Here is a 21,876-nt window from a genome sequence, read left to right on the forward strand (position 1 = left end):
TTCCTTATAGTCTTTATTGCGGAGCAGTCACTGCACAGCGCGCATTGGTACAAGAATCTACACACGCTCTTGCATCGAGCCTGTTTATTACTCCATTGTTATCAATATCTAACGGATCATTCGCAGCTGCAGGTCCAGACGCCGAAATAATCAGGTTTAAATCAAATCTATCAACGAAGCCATCTTCATTAACATCACACGCACCAACCTCTGCCAGCGTAGCTAGCGCTAAGTCTGAAAAATGGGGGCTATCACCATCATCATTGGGACGAAGCTCTACCCTCATTTGCATGAATCGGCCCACTGCTCCCAAACCAGGATTGCCATTCGACGCATCTTGATAACTGATAAGCTCTAACTGGTTTTCAACATCTGACGCTCTGTAACGTACTCGAATGCTTGAACCTGGAGGGATATCGCCATCGGGTTCATTGTTCCAAGAAACCATATCCCATTCAGTACCGGGGCTACCACTATCTCTTGTCACTATCCAAATACCGCTTCTATCGGTTACATTTCGTGCAGCAAAGCCTGTAGAGTCACTGTAGGTGTAAGGGTTTGCACCGACGGGTTTAATGAGTAACTGATTACCTGTTGCTCCATCAAATTTCGCCACATTATTACTATTTAAGCCCATAACCCAAACATTTTGGTTACTGTCCACAGCTACCCCTACTGATGTTGAAGTTGGGTTCGGCGTAGACCAGACTCTTGTGCCGTCGGGCCGTGTTTTAATTACAGTGGATAATCCACCTATTAAGTTACCATCTCCATCTGAAGATATTCCGTATTGAGTATTAAAATTTGGAGCTAGCGTAAACTCACCAGTTAGAGGGTTTCCATCATTGGCAGGAGCGGCTCCCTCAGGTGCGTTAGGATCATATTCATTAAAATCTCGACCTGAGCGCCCGAAGTACACCTTATCGTTAGCCAACGCTATTCCATATCCACTGGCGCGAATAGACTTTGTCCCCAAGAAAGGATCACTTGCAGTGTTCACTAAGTTTGTATCAACTACAGCCATAACTGAAGAAAGCGTTGCGCTCCACAAGATTCCATCGCCGTCAATCAAGCAACCATAAGGCCTATGGCCGGGGGTTCCAATAGGTCCGTTCAGTACCGTACCATCGTCAGAATCGACTCGATAATATTCAGAAGCGTTATACATTCCCAACCAGATATTTCCATCTGGGGCAATACATAGTGAACGGCCTAACCCACGGTCCCCACCTATCTGTTTGACCCAAGCAATTCGTTCATCAACTATTTCATCTGCGTCATATATACCATTACCATTACTATCAACAGGCATTGGCATTTCGTTCGGATCGTTTCTATCAATAGAGCAATCTCCATTTACATCTCTTGACGTGTCAATGACCCCGTTGCCATTTCTGTCAATACCGCCCTCAGCCAAAATTTTCATAACACTAGGTGGCTTGTTGTCGAAATGACGGTTAGCAACGTACACGTTGCCTTCTATATCGACTGCTGTTCTTGAAGGAGCAGGTCCTGAGTAGGCTCCATGAAAGTTAGTAAAAAACCAAGTACTGTACCGTGCTTCTTCGCAATCAGTATCTGTGTTTATTTTTGATACCGAGTCCTCACCTGCATTTGCTACCCAAAGTACTGGAAAAGTAGAGCCTGTTTCACTAAGTACCAGCGATTCTGTAAGTGCATCGTATTCCAGCGAATTAAGGCTACCCTGCACAAAGTCGCTATCTATGGTGTAAACCACTTCCTGAGAAGAAACTGCACTTGAGGCAATTGCTAACGTCAAACCTAAAGAAACAAAAAGTGATGGTTTTGCTTTTCTAATCATTTTCATAATTACATCCTCTGTTTTCTCTATGCCTTATTGACGTGCACTAATTGATGACACTTCTTTTCCATCAATAACAGCTGTTATCCTCACTGTACTCGCGTCACTCAATGCTCTGAACGTTAATTCAAATTGGCCAGAGCTATCTGTATACACTGTCTCTTCAGATAAGAGTGCACCGGAAGAATCATCTAAGGCTTTGATATCAATGTAAGTGCTAGAAGGTGCACCTCCTCCACTGACTTGAATGTCTTCGTTCATGGATAATACGGATGGGGAATTTAGCCAGGCTGCCTCTGCAGCATACGCGTACAACGTTATCGAGTGTGCTGCGAAAACTATCCCCGAAAGGGCCAGTAATTTTCGCTTCATTGGAAAGTCCTTTATGCAATATTTAAGTAAGTCTTAACGCACTACTAAGACATTAGACCTAATGCATATACCAAGCCATATCGATAAACAGCTCATTTTTTAACCACTTACAGTTTTTCGGTAAACCTTTAATTAAAAAAATGCAAAAAAAGCTGACAGCATTAGGGTTAGGAAAACTTTGCAGGTATCTACAGTAGCTACTCTCTAGGAATTGGCCTTACTTTTGGCAATAAATGGAATCCGCTATCTGTAGGCGAAACTGGGGTGTGAGTATCTGTATTAATCTCAAATAAAACGCTCGTGAACCTTCCTTCTACATACTGCGTGTAGGTTACGATCTTTCCATCACTTGACCATGATGGATTCATTATTTCTATACCGGAAGGTGAAAGTTGTTCGGATAATTTGCTTTCTAAGTCTAATAAATACAGCTGTCTAGTTGTACCATCAAGCCTTGAGCTCAAGAATAACAAATTATTCGGAGGGAAAAACCGACCTTCAATATCGATGAAGGGACTTTCAACGATTAAATCTAATTGATTGTTAGAAATATCTAGGTGGTAGATGTTTATGTTTTTTTCATACCTAGCCGTTACGTACAGCGAAGAATCAGACTCGCCCCAATCAAAGTCTAATATTCTGTACTGAGTAGGTACTATTTCTGACTTTATACCTTGCTTGGTTAATATCGTTATATTGTCATTTTCAATAACTGCTATTCGGTTTCCGTCCCGTGAAAATTTAGGTGATATAAGTTCGGATTTCTCTGAGGTGTAAACTGTTTGGATATTGGACATTAAATCCACTGTTTTCACTGATTGTTTTTCGTCATCAGTACCAATGAATACTAAAAGATTCTCATTGGGAGAAAACTCTATCCAAGTTGGACTATGCACCGTGTCTACTAGTGTTTTTCGCTTTCTGCTAGCAACGTTATAAAGCTCAATAAATGTTGAATTAAGCGTTCTACCCAGAAACGCCAAGTGGTTTCCATCGAAACTCCATGTAGGATTGAGGTCGTCAAGCTCATTGTTTGTGACTTGGTTAACTTCCTGAGATTTTATGTTTTTGATATAAATATCTAAATTACCATCTGCATTAGACAAGTAGGCCACGCTTTGCTCACTGTCAGCCACTTTTGCTGAGCGCTCATCTGTCGCGCCACAACCGATTAAACCGCAAAGCGAAAAAAAAAGTAGTGTCAATTTACGCGTTGTCATTTCTCTCTCCCTGTAGATAAAAGTAAACTTGCCAACATTTCCATTTTGTTGTACAAAAAAAATACAATTTAGTAAAGAGTCGTTGCTTTATTGATATCATTTACAACAAAGGAAGTTACGATGAATACGAAACTACGCACCTCTAAAGTTAAATTTTACACGTTAATTTTAACCAGTTATTTAGGTATTTCCTCAAGCTCTTACGCAAACGTTTTGCTAGAAGATGACGTCGAAGTTATTGAAATTACTGGAAGTAAGACCTTTGACACTATTTCAACACTCCCCTATACCGCCTACGTGTTAGATAGACAGCCAATAGAAAAGGCAAATTTCAGAAATATCATTGACAACTTCAAGTTAGTACCTGGCGTTCTTGTACAAAAAACCTCTCACGGCCAAGGCTCTCCGTTCATTCGTGGTTTCACTGGATACCGAAATTTGATGCTGATAGACGGGATCAGACTGAATAACTCTACATTTCGCTCTGGCCCCAACCAATATTGGAGTACCATTGACATAGGTTCTGTGCAGCAGATTGAAATAATTAAAGGCCCGCAAGGCGTCGAATACGGATCTGATGGAATTGGCGCTATCGTTAATGCTTCAACAATAACACCAACGTTTAATAAAAACTCACTGCGCTTTATGACGCGACTCGCCGAAGGCGAAAATTCGAATATATTCGGGTCTCGATTAAATCTTTCAAGTTCAGCAGATAGCGCACTCACCATGGGGGTTACGAAAAAAGACTTTGGCGACTTCCAAATGGCTAGCGGTACGCTACAAAACAGCGGCTACGACGAACTAGCTTACGACATCAAGTGGCAAAAGCAATTGGCTAACAGCACAGTCACAATTGCGCACTACGCGGTTAAACAAGATGATGTTCCAAGAACGCATAAAACAATATTTGGCCATTCTTTCGCTGGTACGACAATTGGCAGCGAATTACAAAGAGATCACGACCAAACTCGAAACCTTACCTATGCTAAATTTAGTCATCAGCCATTATCAAACCCTTTTTATACCGACCTAGACCTTACTTTATCCTATCATCAGCAAGATGAAGAGCGCACGCGATTGAGAACAGGTGACAGGTTTGATCAACAAGAAACGAATGTAGCAACGACAGGCATAAGCGCTACACTCTCTAAACACATCAACGATGCTCTTCGTTTCAATTACGGACTTGATGCCTACCATGATGATATAGAAAGCTACGCCAGTAATAATCCCATTCAAGGGCCTGTTGCTGGGGATGCCGATTACCTAAATAGCGGTCTTTTTGCCAAAGTTGTCGGTAACCCAATGGAACAACTCACGTTAGCGCTAGGGGCAAGATATACCTACATTTCTGCAGAATCAGATAAAATTCAAAGCCCTATTACTTCAGATGTCATTTCGCTTGATAGAACGTGGAATAACGTTGCACTAGCATTAGAAGGTATCTACGCCTTGAGCCATAACGCGAGTGCATATCTCACAGTAGCCGAAGGTTTCAGAGCGCCAAATTTTTCTGATTTAAGTCGCTTTGACTCTGCAAGAAGCAACGAATTTGAAGTGCCATCCACCAATCTCGAGCCTGAACAATACTTGAGTACAGAACTTGGACTTCGCCTGGCTTATCAAAGCTGGAAGCTCAACACAGGTTTTTATTACACTGATATAGAAGACCAAATTGTTAGATTTCCAACAGGGACCGTAAACTTTGATGGGGAATTTGAGATTAGTAAAGCTAACGCCACTAGCGGAGAAGTCTATGGTTGGGAGTTTGATTTTCTAGCTCAGTTAAACGAACAGTGGTCATTTAGAATTTTTGGCTCTCTTAACTATGGAGAGACGTTCCAATTTCCAGAGTCACTGAGCGAGCCTAAGAAAGAGTACATTGGCCGGCTAATGCCACATAACGTAGGAGGTATCGTTAACTATGAGTCTAGTGATAAACGTTGGTATGCCCAAGCTGAAATTTTAGCTCAGCAGAGAGCCGATAGGCTTTCAACTCGCGATATCAGAGATACAGACAGAATCCCCCCTGAAGGTACGCCAGGCCATGTGATTGTGTCTTTACGGGCAGGCTACACAGTTTCAGATACGCTGAACTTAGCTGCAAGCATTGAAAATGTTGCCGACAAAGATTATCGCATCCATGGTTCTGGCCAAAATGAAGTAGGCAGGAACATCAGTGTAGCGCTTAACTGGGATGTCGAATTTGATTAAAGCTGAAAGCGCTCAACCGCTTTTCTCAAGCTTTCTGTCTGCGCATCCAAGAGCATCGTTGATTCGTTGGACTGGCGCGTGCTTTGCGCACTGGAGTCGGCTAAAGCAACTATGCGGTTCAAACTTTTCGCAACATCACCAAGTAAAACATCTTGTTGTTCGGTATCAGCGACAATGTGTTCATTAATATCGCTTAACCGCTCAATGATTTCTCTAATACTCTCTACTTGTTGAGATACTTGCTGGGTAATTTCCACCCCTTCTTGCGCTTGTTCGCGCCCTGCATTAATTGCTTTTACTGCCTGCGCAGCATCTTTTTGTAAGTTCCCAATCATCTGCTCAATTTCTTCCGTAGAGTCATGGGTGCGGTTGGCTAGCGTTCGCACTTCATCCGCAACAACCGCAAAGCCTCTACCTTGTTCACCAGCTCTTGCGGCTTCAATGGCTGCATTCAATGCTAACAAGTTGGTTTGCTCTGCAATCGTTTTAATCACGTCTAAGATACTGCCAATATTACGAGAGTTGTCGTCCAAACGATTAATTATCTGCGCCGAAGACTCCGCCTGTTTGGCTTGATTACCCACCTGCTGACTGCTTTTTTGTACCAATTGACCAATGTCTGTACTTTGCTTTGTTATATCGCGTAGGGCGTCCATTGCTTCATTAATTTGGGCGAGGTTGCTGCGGCTTTTTTCCTGTACATGTTTTGTATTCGTAGACGTTACCGTTACTTGTTCACGTTGCTTGTCTACCTCAGATAAGCTCTTATTACCCAGCTCTACGCTTTCTTTTGTAATGTCTATAAGGCGTTTTTCTTGCTCTAATATATTGCCCACTAGCTCTCGTAAACTATCGGTTAGGCTGTTCACTTTTGCGGAAAGGGCAGAAAACTCGTCATTGCCCTCTTGAGGCAATTTGGTGCTTAAATCCCCTTTACTTAGCTGACTTAAGCCTTTATTGATACGGCCAAGGGGTTTGGAAATACTACGTGTTACAATAACCGCTAAAAATATTGCAGCAACCAAGCCCAGTGCCGCGACAATGATATTGCGCACAAGGTTGGCCTGAACAGATTCAAGAATGGCGTTCTGTCCATCAAGAGATTGCTTCTGGACAGCGTCAAACAAAGTATTAATGTCGGCAAGTGCGGTTTCTAACGCTTCTTTTGCTTCCTTCTGAGCTTTCGCAGCTTTGTCTACTTCAGAAAGTTTTTGTCGCTGCAAAGCAATTAATCCATTTGTGCCGTTTACCGCTTCCATCAGTAAATCATACTGTTCGTTAAAAGATGCTATCGTACCGCCATCATCAACACCCGTGGCTAAACGGTTTACATAGTCTTTATCTACTTGCAAATTGCTTAACTGATACTCCAAATCCTCAATGATATTGGCGCTTTGTGTGGCACTGTCGGTTTCTGCAAGTTCTATGAACGAATCGTTCATGGTTAGCAATTTGTTGTCTATTGCAGTACCCGCACCAATAAGCGTTTCAATGCTGGGGTTATCCCCTTCTAAATAAGAAAGGTCTAGCATTAGGGCACTGGCTTCATCAGCGGTCATCAAAACTTTTTCTAGCTGTGTAGCAAGGGCCTTTTCGATATTCATTCGTTCGTTGATGGCGGTATACATGTCGTTACTACTATTAACGTAGGCTAGACTAACGTCGACAGCGTTACTGGCTACCGCGTTATTTGGCATAAGTGAGTTTAAACGAGACAAGTCGTCAGAGAATGCGGAAGATAAAGTATCAAACGTCTCTTTGTTTGCGACCAGCTCTTCTCTATTTTCGACATGATATCCGTTGGCAGTAATCACTGATAAAGAGAGGATCTCAGTCTTTACTTTTACCATGCTGGTCTGAACTGGCATCTTTTGCTCTACAACGTCTTGTGCAGAATCTTTTATTCCGCTAAGACCAAAATAGGAAAGAATACTGGTAAGTAATAATAAGCAGCCGAATAAGCCAAAGCCTAACGTGATTTTATTTATAATTGTTAACTGCATGGGCACTTCCACCAAAAAAACATGCCAAAAAATAAAAAGGGTTGTATCGCCTTTTTAAGTTTAGTTTAACAGGATGTTAATTCAATGCATCAAAAGTTTTATTTATTTTGCACATTTGTTAGATAAATCTTGCACTTACAATCTGGTCAGGCCAGACACCATGCGGGCTGTATCGAAGTAACAATTTTTATCGCACCAGTGCAATGGATAAATTTTCAGCGAGAAAACAAAGTTTCCACGGTTTTGCTTTTAAATTGTTTCAACTTACCTATAATAACCACCAAATACTTATTCACTCGTTCTTAGTAGGTTGTAATGGATCAAAATAAAGAATTGAAAAAAGCAGGGCTAAAAGTCACTCTGCCTCGCCTTAAAATTTTACAAATTCTGCAAGAGCCAGAAAACCAACACATCAGCGCTGAAGACGTTTACAAAATCCTTATCGAACAGGGTGAAGAAATTGGTCTTGCTACCGTGTACCGCGTGTTAAACCAATTTGATGATGCAGGCATTCTCAATCGCCACCATTTCGAAGGTGGAAAATCTGTATTTGAGATCAGTCACAAAGATCACCACGACCACCTTGTGTGTCTGAAGTGTGGCAAGGTCATTGAGTTTGAAGATGACATTATCGAAGAACGCCAAGAGATGATCGCAAAGCAACACAAGATGAAGCTAACGCATCACAGCCTATACTTATACGGTGAGTGTACAGACGGTAACTGCGACAACTTACCTGAATAAGTAACAGTTTTATTCTAGCAAAAGGCCCGCTTTAAGCGGGCCTTTTTTCGTTACGCTTTAAACTTATATGCGTGGTAAGCCTTAATTGCTTTCTCCCACACGTCACCCACTTCCCCTGTGCCAATAGGTTTTCCGTCTACTTCAACTACCGGGGCAACTTCTTTGCTTGAAGAGGTTAACCATACTTCATCTGCCTCCAGCAACTCATCTTTGCTAAACCAAGTTTCTGTAACAACCAGGCCTGCCTGTTTAAATGCTTCAATTGCAATGGCGCGAGTAATACCGGGAAGAAGTTCATGGTTTAAGGGGGGCGTAGATATACATCCGTCTTTCACCATAAACACGTTGCATGAACTTGCCTCTGTTATCATACCTTCGCTGTTGTACAAAATAGTTTCGTTAACGCCTGCGTCAACACCTGCTTGATAGTGCATTACATTGCCTAACAAGGATGTGGATTTGATATGGCAGCGTTGCCACCTTTTATCCTGTTGAAGCGCAACTTTGAAAGGCCTTGCTTCAGATTTTGCTGTGGGCTGTGGTGGCGCTATTTCAAAAGCAAACCCGAATACCGTAGGTGCTATATTCTTAGGGTATGCATGAAAACGTTTTGTATCGGTGCCACGGCTTACGTGAAAATAAACACCAATGTTTCCGCTTTCTATAAATGCTTTGTTTTTTTCGACCAAGCTGGTCAAAATGTCTTGCCATTCTTCTGCTGAATAAGGGTTAGCGATTTCAATAGCTTTAAGGCCTTGCGCCATACGCGATGTGTGCCCCTTGAAGCCTACTGCGCTACCAGAATACGTTGGAATGACTTCATAAATACCATCACCAAAAAGGAAGCCTCTGTCCATCGGAGAAATTTTAGCCTCAGAAAGAGGCATATACTCACCGTTTAAAAACGCAATCGTCACAATATTTCTCCTTGTAGTCGGCGACGCCTACTTGTCATCAGTAGCCAGTCTGCCCTTGCTTCTTCTTCATGTTGAAAAACAAAATTCACTTTTTCGCCTGGCACGGCTTGGGCCAAGCGACTTATATCACAGGGGCTTACACAGCCAAGTTTTGGATAACCCCCTAATGTTTGTCTGTCGCGCATCATTACAATAGGCTGCCCGTCGCCGGGAACTTGAATTGCACCTAAATTAATTGCCTCTGAGCGCATGTTTTCTATATCGGCAGCAACTGATTCACCGGTCAACCTAAAGCCCATGCGATCGATAGCCGATGAAACCGTATAGCTGCTTGTTTCAAACGTGCGTAAAGCAACAGCGCTAAAACTCGAAAACTGATACCCGGGAATAACCCGAATAGACTCTAAAAAACCATAGTTGTCTATGTGCTGCCGCGAGAGAGTGCGCATTCTAGCGGTGCTTTTAATTCTGCTGTTAGCTGAAATGTCGATGCAATCGCCATCTTTTAACGCGCATCCCTTACCATCCAACCCACCAAGTTGTTCGCGTACTACCGTACATGCACTCCCTACCGCTTTTGGCACATGCCAATTTCCACCTATTGCCAAATAGGCTTTGCTACCAAGTAGAGCGCTGCCAAACGTAATAGTTGCACCTGCCGGTACATGTTGGCTCTGGTATGTTGCTTTAACGTTTCCATCTACATCGAGTGAGGGCTCCCTGCCAGTTACCGCAATAATACAATCTTCATCAACCCGTAATCGCATTTCACCAATCGCTTCGAAGCATGGCGTACCGTCTAAATTGAAGGCTAGAAAATTGGCCCAATCATAGGCGTTACTATCCATAGGGCCTGATTCACAAAATCCATCCCGTTGTCGCCCTACCCGTCCGTTATCTATGATAAGGCTAAACAATCCTTTACTGAGTACTTCAATTCTCATCGCTCAACCTGCAATCCTGCTCTATATTCCTGTTCAGTAACTGAAACAAACCTAACCACATCACCTGCTTTTAACCGCGCTTCACTTTGCTCATTTTTATGAATGAGCATGTCGAATGCCGTAAGCCCCAATAAATTCCATCCTCCAGGTGATTCACTGGGGTAAACAGCAGTTTGCCTGTCAGCGATTGCAACCGCACCTTTAGGTACGCGTTTGCGCGGTGTGCCTAGTCGCGCACATTTGAGCGCTTCCGGAATATCACCCATGTAGGCAAAACCCGGAGAAAAACCCACTGCGTATACTTTATAAGTCGTGCTAGTGTGCAATTCGATAATCTCTTCAATAGACAGTGACGTTTTCTTACTCACTACACTTAAATCACTTGCATTAGGCGCACCGTACCAAACAGGAATTTCAATCACGGCGCTACTTTCATTCTCTTTTGCTTGCAAAGAGAATGATTGCAGGCTCATGTCTTCAGCGCTTAGATTACTTATGGCACGGTATACACCGTGGCTATCAATTAATGCCATATCAAAAATAATCAACAGGCTGTCATAGGAAGGCACACACTCACGCAGCCAAGCCCACGAATCGCTTCCCTTTTTGCTATCTATCGCTGCCAGCATGTGATGACAGGCATTATTCGCGTCGTCCAGGTTTGCGCCATCAAAGTACAAAATAATGGCGTCTGCACTTGCTGTAACTATTCGCTTAATGCGACCGAAAGCTTGCATCTACTGTCCTTGTTATTTAAACGGCTGTCAGTGCTTGGTTCTGAGTACTTAGTTTTAGATATACCACTCTCAGCACAACAGTGGGTAACAGCCTCTTGTATTGTTCTTGTAAAATGTGTTTTTTATGAGGCAGGTTTATAGAAATGTTCTGATTTTCTTTGCAATATTCACCGCCCCTTTAGTATCACCATGTACACACAGAGAATCCGCTTCTATTGCAAGTGTTGCTCCCGAGGCTGTCGTTACTGTTCCCGATGATATAAGTTGTTTAGCTTGGAGCAATGCGTCGCTCTCGCTTAACACGGCACCTTCGATCAAGCGAGATTGCAGTAAACCTTCATCGGTATAACGCCTGTCTGAAAATGCTTCAAAATACAACGGCAGCTCCCACTCTTGCGCAGCTTCTTTAATCGCTGCATTTTGCGACGTAGCCTGTACCATTAGTGCGAGGGGCGAATTTAACGACTGCATATTTATTTCGGCTATGCTTTGCATTACTGTGCGCATGACAGCTGTATCTTTCATCATGTCATTGTAAAGGGCGCCATGAGGTTTCACATAGCTCACGTTGGCCCCACATACCTTTGCCATTCCACTCAATGCACTTACTTGATATTGAATCATAGCGCTGAGTTCATCAGCGGCAATCGCCATACTTCTGCGACCAAATCCCTGTAAGTCTGGATAGGCTGGATGGGCACCTATGTCCACATCATGTTGTTTGGCTAACCGAATAGCCTGCTTCATCACTAACGGATCACCCGCATGAAAACCACAAGCAATGTTGGCCTGATCAATTTCTGCCATAATGGCCGCTTCCACCGGCATAGACCATGCGCCAAAACTCTCACCTAAATCGCAATTTAACTTCATAATGGTTTAGCTCTTACGTTCATTCCAGTATCATGTTACCTGTTCTTTTTAAAAAGTCAGTGCTGATGATAAATATTGGAAAAATTAATACATTACGCGTGGTAGCCCAATACCCTTTTGGCTACGCTTTAGCGCCACTTGTCGAAAACAACGACGAAAACGACTGCGTAATAGAAATAGATGATGCTGAAGAGCTGCAAACTGTGACCCTTGCGATTGACGAAGTAGAAACTTCCCTCGCAGAAGGACAACAGATAGACGTATTTGTAGCCACAGATCAGCGCGGCGATCTCTATGCCACCATGAAGAAACCTTTGATTCAAGTTGGTGAAACTAAGGTACTTAAAGCGGTATCTGCCACTAACTTTGGTGCATTTTTCGACTGGGGTTTAGACAACGACCTTTTAATGCCCAACGACTACCAAGCCCAACCTGTCAATCCAGGTATGTACTATGTTGTTCACACCTTTTTTGATGATAAAACCCAGCGTATTTTAGGTGCTACCAAGCTTCACTATTTTCTAAAGGAAAGTAGTGCCTATCTCAACGAGGGCGACACAGTGCAATGCTTGGTTTATGCCAAAACTGATTTAGGTTTTAAGGTCGTTATCAATGAAAAAAGCTTAGGTCTTATTTTCCATAGCGATGCTTTTAAGCCACTTAAAGTCGGGCAAGCTACTGAAGGGGTAATTAAAACAATTCGTGACGACGGCAAAGTGGACGTAGCCCTTCAGCGCATAGACAAAGGTGGCCGTGATGCACTTCAACAAGCCATTTTGGATGACTTAGAAGCCCACGGTGGGATTTCTACGCTAACAGATAAGAGTGCGCCAGAAGCCATTTACTCTCATTTTAACGTGAGTAAAGCGGCGTATAAAAAAGCGTTAGGGGCGTTATATAAGCAAAAGAAAATCACGCTTAGCCCAGATGCAGTTCGCCTTAACAAATAAACGCACATGTCACAGCTGCATTGAAGCGCTAAACTGGCCTGTCTTGCAGCTTCCTTTTTTATTTTTATGACATTAGGACAAACAATGAAAGCACGTGTTTCTTGGGATCAAGATTTAACTTTTACAGGAACTACAGACAGCGGTTACAAAACGGTGATGGACGGCAGCGGTAAGGCTGTATCTCCGATGGAATCAGTGCTGTTGGCAGTTGGTGCATGTTCAAGTATTGACGTGGTAGATATTCTTAAAAAAGGGCGCTTTAACATTGAAGCCTGTAACTGTGAATTAGAAGCTGAACGCGCTGAAGAGCCGCCTCGTGTATTTACTAAAATTCACGCGCATTACACAGTGTCAGGTGAAGGCATTAGTGAAAAGGCCCTTGCTCGCGCTGTGCAGCTTTCTGCAGAAAAATACTGTTCCGTCATGCTAATGCTAACGGGTAATGTTGAGATCACTACAAGCTATACTTTGGTTTAATAAACTATAGTAGAACCAGCCTCTTTTTAGCGATTCTCGCTAAGCATTAGTAGAAAAGGCCAACCACTTGGGTTGGCTTTTTCGTTGAAACTGTTTGCTACACTCATAAGTGATTGATATTATTAACAATTAACATTAGTTAACATCTTTGGCATATTAGCTGCTGTATATGGTCATTATTATATAACGACAACTACGTTAGGGTTATTGACCATGGAAACTACAACGCACAGCAACACCTCTTTTTCACCATCACATTCTTTATTACCGTTTTCGCCAACATCACTCAAATTACTTGTTGGAAGCGGTATTGTTGCCCTCTCTCTCTCGATGACAGCATGTTCTGATGCTGATGCCATTAATGACCAAGCCAACGCCACCGAAGTTGAAGAAACCGTTTTTGCTATTCCCGTTGAAACCCAAACCATTGTTACTGGCGACATTACGTCCACTTACGAAACAACCGCTATTTTAGAAGCCCGTGAAGAAGCATTTGTGGTTGCGCGAGCATCTGGAATTATCGAAGAAATTTTTGTAGAAGAAGGTGATTATGTTGAAAAAGGCCAGGTACTGGCGCAGCTCGATAAGCGCCGCTACGAGCTAAACTTATCAAAAGCACTGGCTGATTTAGCCGGCATTGAGAGTGAGCTTGAAAAGGTTAATAAAGTATATTCTAAAAAGCTTATCAGCGATGACACTTACGACAAACTCACGTCGCAGTTTGAATCAGCAAAAGCATCTGTACGCTTAGCTGAACTTGATTTGAAAGAAGCAACGATCACAGCCCCAATTGATGGATACATTGCAGAGCGAAACGCCAAAGTAGGTAACTTAACTGAATCGTTCCAACGGGAGAGAATGTTCCATATTGTTCAGCAGCGCAATCTGCAAGGTATTGTGTATTTACCCGAAAACGAGCTGCCTAACGTGGTCATTGGGCAAGGCGCTAAGTTGACAGTTGCGGCCTTAGGCGACAGAACGATTACAGCCAACGTAGAGCGAATTAGCCCGGTTATCGACGCGACCACCGGCACGTTCAAAGTAACGTTAAAAGTACCTAACGAAGATAACAAACTTAAAGCCGGCATGTTTACCGATGTGTCACTTGAGTACGCAACACATGCTAACGCCACGTTGTTGCCTCGTAGAGCGCTAGTTACCATCGATAATAATCATAGTGTATTCGTTGTCGACAACGGCAAAGTTAAAAAAGTTGATATTTCTACAGGCTTTGAAAACAACGAAGTCGTTGAAGTTATCAATGGTTTAAAAGGTAATGAAGAAGTGGTTACCGCAGGCCACCAAAATCTGAAAGACAGCGCCCCTGTTGAAGTAGTTAACAGCTAATTCGGCCTAACAAGGAACTCACACAATGCGTATTGTAGATATTGCTGTAAAGCGCCCTGTTGCCGTTAGTATGTTCACTTTTGCGGTATTGCTATTTGGTATGGTGTCGTTAGGCAGACTGTCGGTTAACTTACTGCCTGACTTATCTTACCCTACTCTCACCATTCGCACCGACTACAACGGTGCAGCGCCAGGCGAAGTCGAACAACTGGTTTCAAAACCCATTGAAGAAGCCATCGGTGTGGTAAAAGGCGTACGTAAAGTTACGTCCACATCGCGCGCAGGCCAGTCTGACGTAGTGCTTTCATTTGCATGGGGTACTGACATGGATTTCGCGAGCTTAGAAGTGCGCGAAAAACTCGATGTTTTACAACTTCCCCTTGATATAGAAAAGCCAAGACTTCTTCGTTTTAACCCAAGTTTAGATCCAGTTATTAAACTTGGGCTTACGGCACAAAGCGACACGTCAAGTTTAAGCGTAGCGCAAATGAAGCGACTTCGTTTATATGCCGAACAGCAGGTAAAACGAGCTTTAGAGTCGGTAGAGGGTGTAGCAGCTGTGCGCGTTGGCGGTGGTTTAGAAAACGAAATTCACATTCTTATCGACCAGCAAAAAGCCAGTCAGTTGTCTATTCCTATTACCCGTATTATTGACCGGGTAAGTGCTGAAAATATTAACGCGGCGGGCGGTCGAATTGATAACGCAGCCCAGGCGTTTTTGGTCAGAACCCTGAATCAGTTTGAAACGCTTAGCGATATAGAAAACCTGTTTATTGGCCGTTTTGAAGGCAAAAACATCCAGCTTAAAGATATTGCCACGGTAGAAAGTGCGTATAAAGACCGTGATGTGGTAACGCGCTTTAACGGCAATGAAGGCATTGAAATTGCCATTTATAAAGAAGGCGATGCTAATGCGGTTAACGTTGCGCAAAAAGTGGCTAACCGGTTAAATGAGGTCAACAACAATCTGCCTTCTAACTACACGCTTAGCGAAATTTACGATCAAAGTGTGTTCATCAAGCAAGCCATAGACAACGTGAAGTCAGCGGCAGTGATGGGCGGTATTTTAGCCATGTTAGTGCTTTACCTTTTTCTTAAAGACTTCTGGGCTACCGTTATTATCTCGGTTTCTATTCCGGTATCAGTAATTGCCACCTTTAATCTAATGTATGCCAACGATATAAGCTTAAACATGATGAGCTTAGGTGGTATCGCGCTTGCTGTTGGATTATTGGTAGATAACAGCATAGTTGTGCTTGAAAATATCGATCGTCATAAGAAGTTAAAAATGGCTGGAAGTGATTACGCTACAGCTAATGAAAAAACGACGGCAGAAGCCACAGAAACTGAGGCATCTGCCGCTAGCGAAGGAACAAAAGAAGTCTCTGGCGCAATTGTGGCTTCTACACTGACCACTATGGCCGTGTTTGTTCCGCTAATATTTGTAGAAGGTATTGCAGGTCAGCTGTTTAAAGACCAAGCGTTGACCGTCTCATTCGCTTTAGCTGCATCGCTTGTTGTCGCGCTTACACTAATTCCTGCGATGGCACACAAGAAGAAAAAGCAACAGCTCGACCACGAAGAGGTGTTCACTACACCAGCGCCTACCCCTCCTACGTCAACGTTTGGCAAAGTTATGTATTATCTTACCCTGCCTATTCGTTGGGTATTCAGACTTATCTTTGTATTTTTACCTGCAGCTTTGGTCACCTTGGTGATAGGCGCTTGGCATATCGTCAGCAAATTACTGAGCGTTGCCTTTAAACCACTTATTTGGGTATTTAATAAAGCGTTTGACCTTCTCGCTTCCGCCTATGAAAAACTGCTACGTATAAGCCTTCGAGCAAAAGCACTGGTACTAGCCATTGCCTTTGTACTTGCTGCGGGCGCGGTGTTGCTGATACCGAGATTGGGCATGGAACTTATCCCAACCCTATCTCAAGGCGAGTTCTCGGTAGAAGTGACCCTTCCAGCGGGATCGCCACTAGCGCGTACCGACGCTATTATCAGCGAACTTGCAGCGGTTGCAGTAAATAACAATGATGGCGGCGAAACCAAAGTGCTTCGCACGTATGCCATGTCTGGTACAGGAAGCCTTATCAGCGCAGCGCCTAACCAAGGTGGTGATCATTGGGGTCGTTTAAACATTGTCATGCAGCCTACGGCGACAGCTGGCGATATGGACGCAGTAAAGCGTGCCCTTCGCGATCATTTAGCGTTTAAACCTCAGGTTCAGGCAACGTTTTCAGAGCCAGAGCTATTTAGCTTTGCCTCGCCTATTCAAATTGAAATTGCAGGTTATGACCTTAATCAATTACAGCAGTATGGCGACGCCATTGCGACAAAACTTGCCAGTTACAGTAATTTTGCCGATGTAACTACTAGCATTCGTGACGGAAACCCAGAGCTTAAGATAGCCTTCCATCACGCTAAACTTGCTCGACTTGAGCTTGATGCATCAACCGTTTCTCAGCTTATTGCAGCAAAGGTGGGTGGCCGTGTCGCTACACAGTATAGTGTTGAAGACAGAAAGGTAGATGTGCTGGTAAGAACGCAAGAAAACCAGCGAGATGACATCGCTAGTGTGCGCGCCATTGTTGTTAACCCAGGCTCTGCACAACCTATTCCATTAAGTGCCGTTGCAGACGTATACATGAGTGTAGGTCCTAGCGAGATCACCCGCGTTGGACAGCAGCGTGTAGCGCTGGTATCTGCTAATCTAGCTAAGGGTAAGCTTGATGAAGCAGTTGCCGTTGCCAATAAGGTCATTGCTGAAACTCAACTTCCTCTATCTTTGAGTGCAGAAGTAACCGGACAGAGCGAAGACATGCAAAGCAGCTTCCGTTCGCTACAGTTTGCTTTGGCACTTGCGGTGTTCATGGTGTATTTGGTTATGGCTTCTCAGTTTGAGTCGTTACTGCACCCACTGCTTATCCTATTCGCAGTGCCGCTTGCTGGCGCGGGTTCTGTGTACGGGTTGTGGCTTACCAATACGCCGCTAAACGTGGTGGTATTTATCGGTTTAATTATGCTCTGCGGTATTGTAGTGAATAACGCTATTGTATTAGTTGACCGTATAAATCAGTTACGCCGTCAGGGAGTAGAGAAAGATACAGCTATTCTAGATGCTGCTAAAACCCGCCTGCGCCCTATTGTGATGACCACACTTACTACGGTACTGGGTTTATTGCCTATGGCGTTTGGTTTTGGTGAAGGTGCTGAAATTCGCACGCCAATGGCCATCACCGTTATTTACGGCCTTCTGTTTGCAAGCTTGCTCACCCTCATTTTACTGCCAGTGCTTTACAGCCTGTTCGACGTTAAGAAGAAAGCGCCTGTGAAAGATAATTCTCGTGAAAACGTAGGCTTTGGTGACAAGGAAGTAATGCCAAAAGGAGGTGTACTATGAGTACACCTTCTCACAACGCTAATAACAGTTCTGAAACCCACACTGACAAGCGCCAAACACGTGACCCGAATCAACGCGAGACAGACATAGTTTCACAGCCGCACCTTTCAAAAATTGCAGGTATAGGCGCCTCGCTTGCACGCTTTGCGCTAAATAAGCCCGTTACCATCGGAATGCTGTTTTTGTCTATGTTGCTGTTCGGCATTGTATCTGGCCGCTTATTGCCTTTAGAGAAATTCCCAGGGATTGATATTCCAGAAATGGTAGTGCAGATCCCCTACCCTGATGCGACTCCAGTTGAAATTGAAACGATGATAACCCGTCCGGTTGAAGAGGCTGTTGCTACCATGTCGGGGATAAAGCGATTAAGGGCACGTTCCTACGACAATATGGCCGAGGTCATTGTGGAGTTCGACTGGGATGAAAACCTTAAAGCCAAAAGTATTGAAGCACGGGAGAAGATTGACGCTATTCGCCATGAACTCCCTGACGATATAGAGCGGATCATGGTGTACAAGTTTAACACCAACGATATGCCTATATTCCAGCTGCGTGTATCGAGCGACCGCGACTTATCGAATGCTTACGACTTGCTTGAGCGTAACCTTAAGCGACCTCTAGAGCGTGTTCCGGGTGTATCGAAAGTTGAGCTATACGGCACCATGAAGCGTCAAATTACTATTCGCTTAGATCCTAAGAAAATGGCGGCCTACCAAATAGACGGTACACGCTTAGAGCAGCAGCTTCAAAACGCCAACTTCTCGCTAACCGCGGGCTATATGTACAATAACGGTGAAAAAATTCTGGTTAACCCAACTGGCGAATTTACCGATGTAAACGACTTTAAAAATATGTGGGTTACCCGCAGCGTTCGCTTGTCTGATATTGCCAGCGTGACTTACGAGCTTCCTCAACGCAATGAAGGACGTCATTTAGATCGCACCTTTGCGGTAGGCTTTAACGTATTTCGCGAATCGGGCAGCAATCTTGTAGAAGTTTCCGACGCGGTAATGAAGGTTATCGAAAAAGCCAAGGAAGACCCTGAGTTTACAGGCATTAGTTTATTTGTAATGGACGACACCGCGAAAAGCGTGACTTCGTCGCTGAGCGATTTGCTAAACGCAGGCCTTTTAGGTGCGTTACTTTCAGTTATTGTGCTGTACTTATTTTTGCGCCAGCTTACCACCACCTTAATCGTCGTGCTTTCAGTGCCATTCTCAATTTGTATTACCTTAGGTGTGATGTATCTATTAGGTTATACACTCAACATCTTATCGTTAATGGGCCTCATGCTAGCGGTAGGTATGCTGGTAGACAACGCCGTGGTGATCACTGAAAGCGTATTTCAAGAACGCCAACAAGAGGGAGACATTAAGCGAGCCACCCAGATTGGTGTAAACAAAGTCAGCCTTGCGGTCATTGCTGGAACTGCAACCACGGCAATAGTGTTTTTACCTAATATTATTGGGGTAAAAATAGACGTGACTATTTTCCTAGAACACGTTGCTGTGGCTATCTGTATATCCCTGTTTGCGTCGCTTTTCATTGCTAAAACACTTATTCCCTTACTGACAACTAAGGTAAAGATCCCTGTTGTAAAAACGCCTAAAACGCCGTCCTACATAAAAGGCTATGGTCGTGCGCTTAACTGGATGTTGAAACACCAGGGCGTAACTTGTGTTATTGCTCTGCTTATTCTCGCGTCGACCTTTGTGCCGATGCAGGTGGTTACGTCTGACGATGAAGGTAACGACAACCAAGAGCGTATTTGGCTTAATTACCATGTGACGCAAAACTTCACTCTAGAAGAAGTGGAAAAAACAGTCGATAAAATGGAAGCATATCTTTATGAAAACCAAGAACGCTTTCATATTAAGCAGGTGTATACCTATTTTACTGCCGGCCATGCGGTAAGTGGTATCACGCTTAATGATGAATTGCCCGTAAGTGTAGGAAAAATCAAGGAGGATATTCGTGAAAACATGCCTTCATTTGTGCGTGCTCGCCCCTCTTTCCAGTGGGATAGCGGCAACGGTGGTGGCGTTAGAGTAACGCTGTTGGGGGAATCTTCAGAAACCTTGCTCACTATTTCAGAGCAAATCATTCCTATTCTTTCCACCATAGATGGGTTGGAAGATGTAAAAGCCGACACGGGATCTACCCGTGATGAGGTTCAAATACGCATAGACAGAGAGAAAGCAAACCGCTTTGGCATACAAGTAAACGATGTGGCTAAACTTATCTCTACGGCACTACGCGGCAGTAATTTACGTACATTCCGCTATGGTGACGCCGGAGAAGTGGCGGTGCAGCTTAAGTTTGGCAGCGATATTCAAGCCTCGCTAAGCGAACTTAAGAACATCAATATTGGGTTTACGCAGGGTCAATCGGTAACGCTGAACATGATTGCAGATTTCACTGTGGTGCCACAGCTTTCGCAAATTAACCGCAACTATCGTCAAACAGCGCTAGCTATTGGTGCAAATCTAGAGGGTGAAACCACCACCGAACAAGCTCGTGAACGCATAGAAAAAGCATTAGCTAATATCGAATTGCCGACAGGCTATAAGTGGACGCTAGACGGTAGCTTCTCTCGCCAGGATGAAGCCAATGCCGTAATGCAAATGAATATGCTATTAGCTCTTTGCATGATATACGTTGTGATGGCCGCGCTGTTTGAATCGCTAATTCTTCCAACATCTGTAATTACGTCACTACTGTTTTCCTTTACAGGTGTTTTTTGGGCATTCATGGTTACAGGCACATCTATGTCTATCATGGGGATGATTGGCATGCTGATTCTGATGGGTATTGTGGTTAACAATGGCATCGTATTGGTAGACAGAATTAATCAGCTCATCAATGAAGGTCTGTCGCTGTATGACGCAGTAATTGAAGGGTGTATGACACGTATCAGGCCTATTCTGATGACAGTAGCCACTACAGTTCTAGGGCTTATTCCACTTGCGATGGGGAGTACTCGAATTGGCGGCGACGGCCCTCCCTACTCGCCAATGGCCATTGCAATCATTGGTGGGCTGGTGTTCTCAACACTAACCAGCTTGTTCTTAGTACCACTTGCTTACGTGTTGCTACTAAAGCTTAGGTTTAAAACGCAACGTTTGTTTAAAACCAGTAAAGCGCGTGTAGCCACGTATATTAAAATCGCTAATTAAGGCGCATTTTAAAGCAAAAAGTAAGACAAAAAGCGGGTCTAGTTTTCACCATTTACGTCAACGTGATTGACGATGAGTGCAAGCTAGCCCGCTTTTTCTGGATTTATCGTTACCGCAGTCAACGCCTTAGCTACGCGACGTTAAGTATTCGTGTACCGCATCAGCGTGACGCTCTACTGAAAACTCAATTAGGCTACTGCCATTGCACGTCAACCCTTCTTCAGACGTTACCATACGCAACACTTCACGCTGACTAGCACCAATGCGTCCTACGTTACGTGAAAGACTAGAGCGAAGTACTCTAACGTCATCATTTATCACAGCTTTACAAAACCCTGCAAATTGGGTTTCGCCTACAAAGCGTATGTCTTTTTGTGGTGCTGCGGCAGTTGCGTTTACGCTAAATGCTACGGTTGCAGTTACAACTAGAACTTTTACCGCGTTGGCTAATTTCGATTTAACTGGTTTCATGTTTAATTCCTCAATGTGTAGATAAAGGCTTTAATCAAGTTTGTGGCAAACTCTTAGTTTTTGGTTGAACAAAGCTGAACAATCAACAATTCGCTCAACGCCCTTTATTTATGCATCAAGAATTAAAACTTTTCTGTTGAATGATTGTGTAATGGGGGTAAATGTGTGGTAAATCAGTTTGTTACACCATTGTTACG

At 43.7% G+C, this 21,876-nt stretch carries 16 protein-coding genes; 7 read left to right on the top strand and 9 right to left on the bottom strand.

Features of this window, described 5'->3' with window-relative positions:
- Window positions 1-13: 13 nt before the first annotated feature.
- The 3 genes from MHN02_RS12585 to MHN02_RS12595 all read right to left on the bottom strand — a co-directional run bounded on the left by MHN02_RS12585 (window position 14) and on the right by MHN02_RS12595 (window position 3,414).
- On the bottom strand, window positions 14-1,828 hold the full coding sequence (locus tag MHN02_RS12585; protein ID WP_171338280.1) for a hypothetical protein: 1,815 nt from the start codon (window positions 1,826-1,828) through the stop codon (window positions 14-16).
- A gap of 27 nt (window positions 1,829-1,855) precedes the next feature.
- Window positions 1,856-2,194, bottom strand: a complete 339-nt coding sequence (locus MHN02_RS12590) for a hypothetical protein (protein WP_171338281.1) — start codon at window positions 2,192-2,194, stop codon at window positions 1,856-1,858.
- Window positions 2,195-2,391: 197 nt separating this feature from the next.
- Window positions 2,392-3,414: a PD40 domain-containing protein gene (locus tag MHN02_RS12595; protein ID WP_171338282.1), complete on the bottom strand. Its 1,023-nt coding sequence runs from the start codon at window positions 3,412-3,414 to the stop codon at window positions 2,392-2,394.
- Window positions 3,415-3,534: 120 nt separating this feature from the next.
- Here MHN02_RS12595 and MHN02_RS12600 point away from each other — a divergent pair, with 120 nt between their 5' ends.
- Window positions 3,535-5,631 (top strand): TonB-dependent receptor, encoded by a 2,097-nt coding sequence (locus MHN02_RS12600; protein ID WP_171338283.1) that lies wholly within the window; start codon window positions 3,535-3,537, stop codon window positions 5,629-5,631.
- On the opposite strand, the gene MHN02_RS12605 is transcribed toward MHN02_RS12600, so the two are convergent.
- A complete protein-coding gene (locus MHN02_RS12605) occupies window positions 5,628-7,634 on the bottom strand; it encodes a methyl-accepting chemotaxis protein (RefSeq protein WP_171338284.1) in 2,007 nt (668 codons plus the stop codon). The two genes, MHN02_RS12600 and MHN02_RS12605, sit on opposite strands and share 4 nt — an antisense overlap.
- 315 nt (window positions 7,635-7,949) lie before the next feature.
- On the opposite strand from MHN02_RS12605, the gene fur reads away from it, so the two are divergent.
- Entirely contained in the window at window positions 7,950-8,378 is a 429-nt protein-coding gene (fur, locus tag MHN02_RS12610) for a ferric iron uptake transcriptional regulator (protein ID WP_014949741.1), read from the top strand.
- A gap of 50 nt (window positions 8,379-8,428) precedes the next feature.
- Here fur and MHN02_RS12615 read toward each other — a convergent pair whose 3' ends face one another.
- The 4 genes from MHN02_RS12615 to MHN02_RS12630 all read right to left on the bottom strand — a co-directional run bounded on the left by MHN02_RS12615 (window position 8,429) and on the right by MHN02_RS12630 (window position 11,849).
- Window positions 8,429-9,295: a D-amino acid aminotransferase gene (locus MHN02_RS12615; protein WP_014949742.1), complete on the bottom strand. Its 867-nt coding sequence runs from the start codon at window positions 9,293-9,295 to the stop codon at window positions 8,429-8,431.
- Window positions 9,292-10,239: a biotin-dependent carboxyltransferase family protein gene (locus tag MHN02_RS12620; RefSeq protein WP_239246452.1), complete on the bottom strand. Its 948-nt coding sequence runs from the start codon at window positions 10,237-10,239 to the stop codon at window positions 9,292-9,294. The genes MHN02_RS12615 and MHN02_RS12620 overlap by 4 nt, the downstream gene beginning before the upstream one ends.
- On the bottom strand, window positions 10,236-10,976 hold the full coding sequence (gene pxpB, locus MHN02_RS12625) for a 5-oxoprolinase subunit PxpB (RefSeq protein ID WP_014949744.1): 741 nt from the start codon (window positions 10,974-10,976) through the stop codon (window positions 10,236-10,238). The genes MHN02_RS12620 and pxpB overlap by 4 nt, the downstream gene beginning before the upstream one ends.
- Before the next feature lie 135 nt (window positions 10,977-11,111).
- Window positions 11,112-11,849 carry a 5-oxoprolinase subunit PxpA gene (locus MHN02_RS12630; RefSeq protein WP_239246455.1) on the bottom strand — a complete coding sequence of 246 codons (738 nt, stop codon included), beginning with the start codon at window positions 11,847-11,849 and terminating at the stop codon, window positions 11,112-11,114.
- 65 nt (window positions 11,850-11,914) lie between these two features.
- Here MHN02_RS12630 and MHN02_RS12635 point away from each other — a divergent pair, with 65 nt between their 5' ends.
- The 5 genes from MHN02_RS12635 (at window position 11,915) to MHN02_RS12655 (ending at window position 21,208) form a co-directional block, all read left to right on the top strand.
- Entirely contained in the window at window positions 11,915-12,799 is an 885-nt protein-coding gene (locus tag MHN02_RS12635) for a S1-like domain-containing RNA-binding protein (RefSeq protein WP_239246458.1), read from the top strand.
- An 84-nt stretch (window positions 12,800-12,883) separates the two neighbouring features.
- Complete coding sequence (locus MHN02_RS12640) at window positions 12,884-13,276, top strand: OsmC family protein (protein ID WP_014949747.1); 393 nt, start codon at window positions 12,884-12,886, stop codon at window positions 13,274-13,276.
- 213 nt (window positions 13,277-13,489) lie between these two features.
- Entirely contained in the window at window positions 13,490-14,623 is a 1,134-nt protein-coding gene (locus tag MHN02_RS12645; protein WP_239246461.1) for an efflux RND transporter periplasmic adaptor subunit, read from the top strand.
- Between the two features lie 25 nt (window positions 14,624-14,648).
- Window positions 14,649-18,032: an efflux RND transporter permease subunit gene (locus tag MHN02_RS12650; protein WP_239246464.1), complete on the top strand. Its 3,384-nt coding sequence runs from the start codon at window positions 14,649-14,651 to the stop codon at window positions 18,030-18,032.
- Entirely contained in the window at window positions 18,029-21,208 is a 3,180-nt protein-coding gene (locus tag MHN02_RS12655) for an efflux RND transporter permease subunit (protein ID WP_239246467.1), read from the top strand. The genes MHN02_RS12650 and MHN02_RS12655 overlap by 4 nt, the downstream gene beginning before the upstream one ends.
- Window positions 21,209-21,334: 126 nt before the next feature.
- Here MHN02_RS12655 and MHN02_RS12660 read toward each other — a convergent pair whose 3' ends face one another.
- Window positions 21,335-21,679 (bottom strand): DUF3718 domain-containing protein, encoded by a 345-nt coding sequence (locus tag MHN02_RS12660; protein ID WP_039216460.1) that lies wholly within the window; start codon window positions 21,677-21,679, stop codon window positions 21,335-21,337.
- Between the last annotated feature and the right edge of the window lie 197 nt (window positions 21,680-21,876).

It is taken from the genome of Alteromonas sp. CNT1-28 (assembly GCF_022348345.1).
Classification (GTDB): domain Bacteria; phylum Pseudomonadota; class Gammaproteobacteria; order Enterobacterales; family Alteromonadaceae; genus Alteromonas; species Alteromonas macleodii.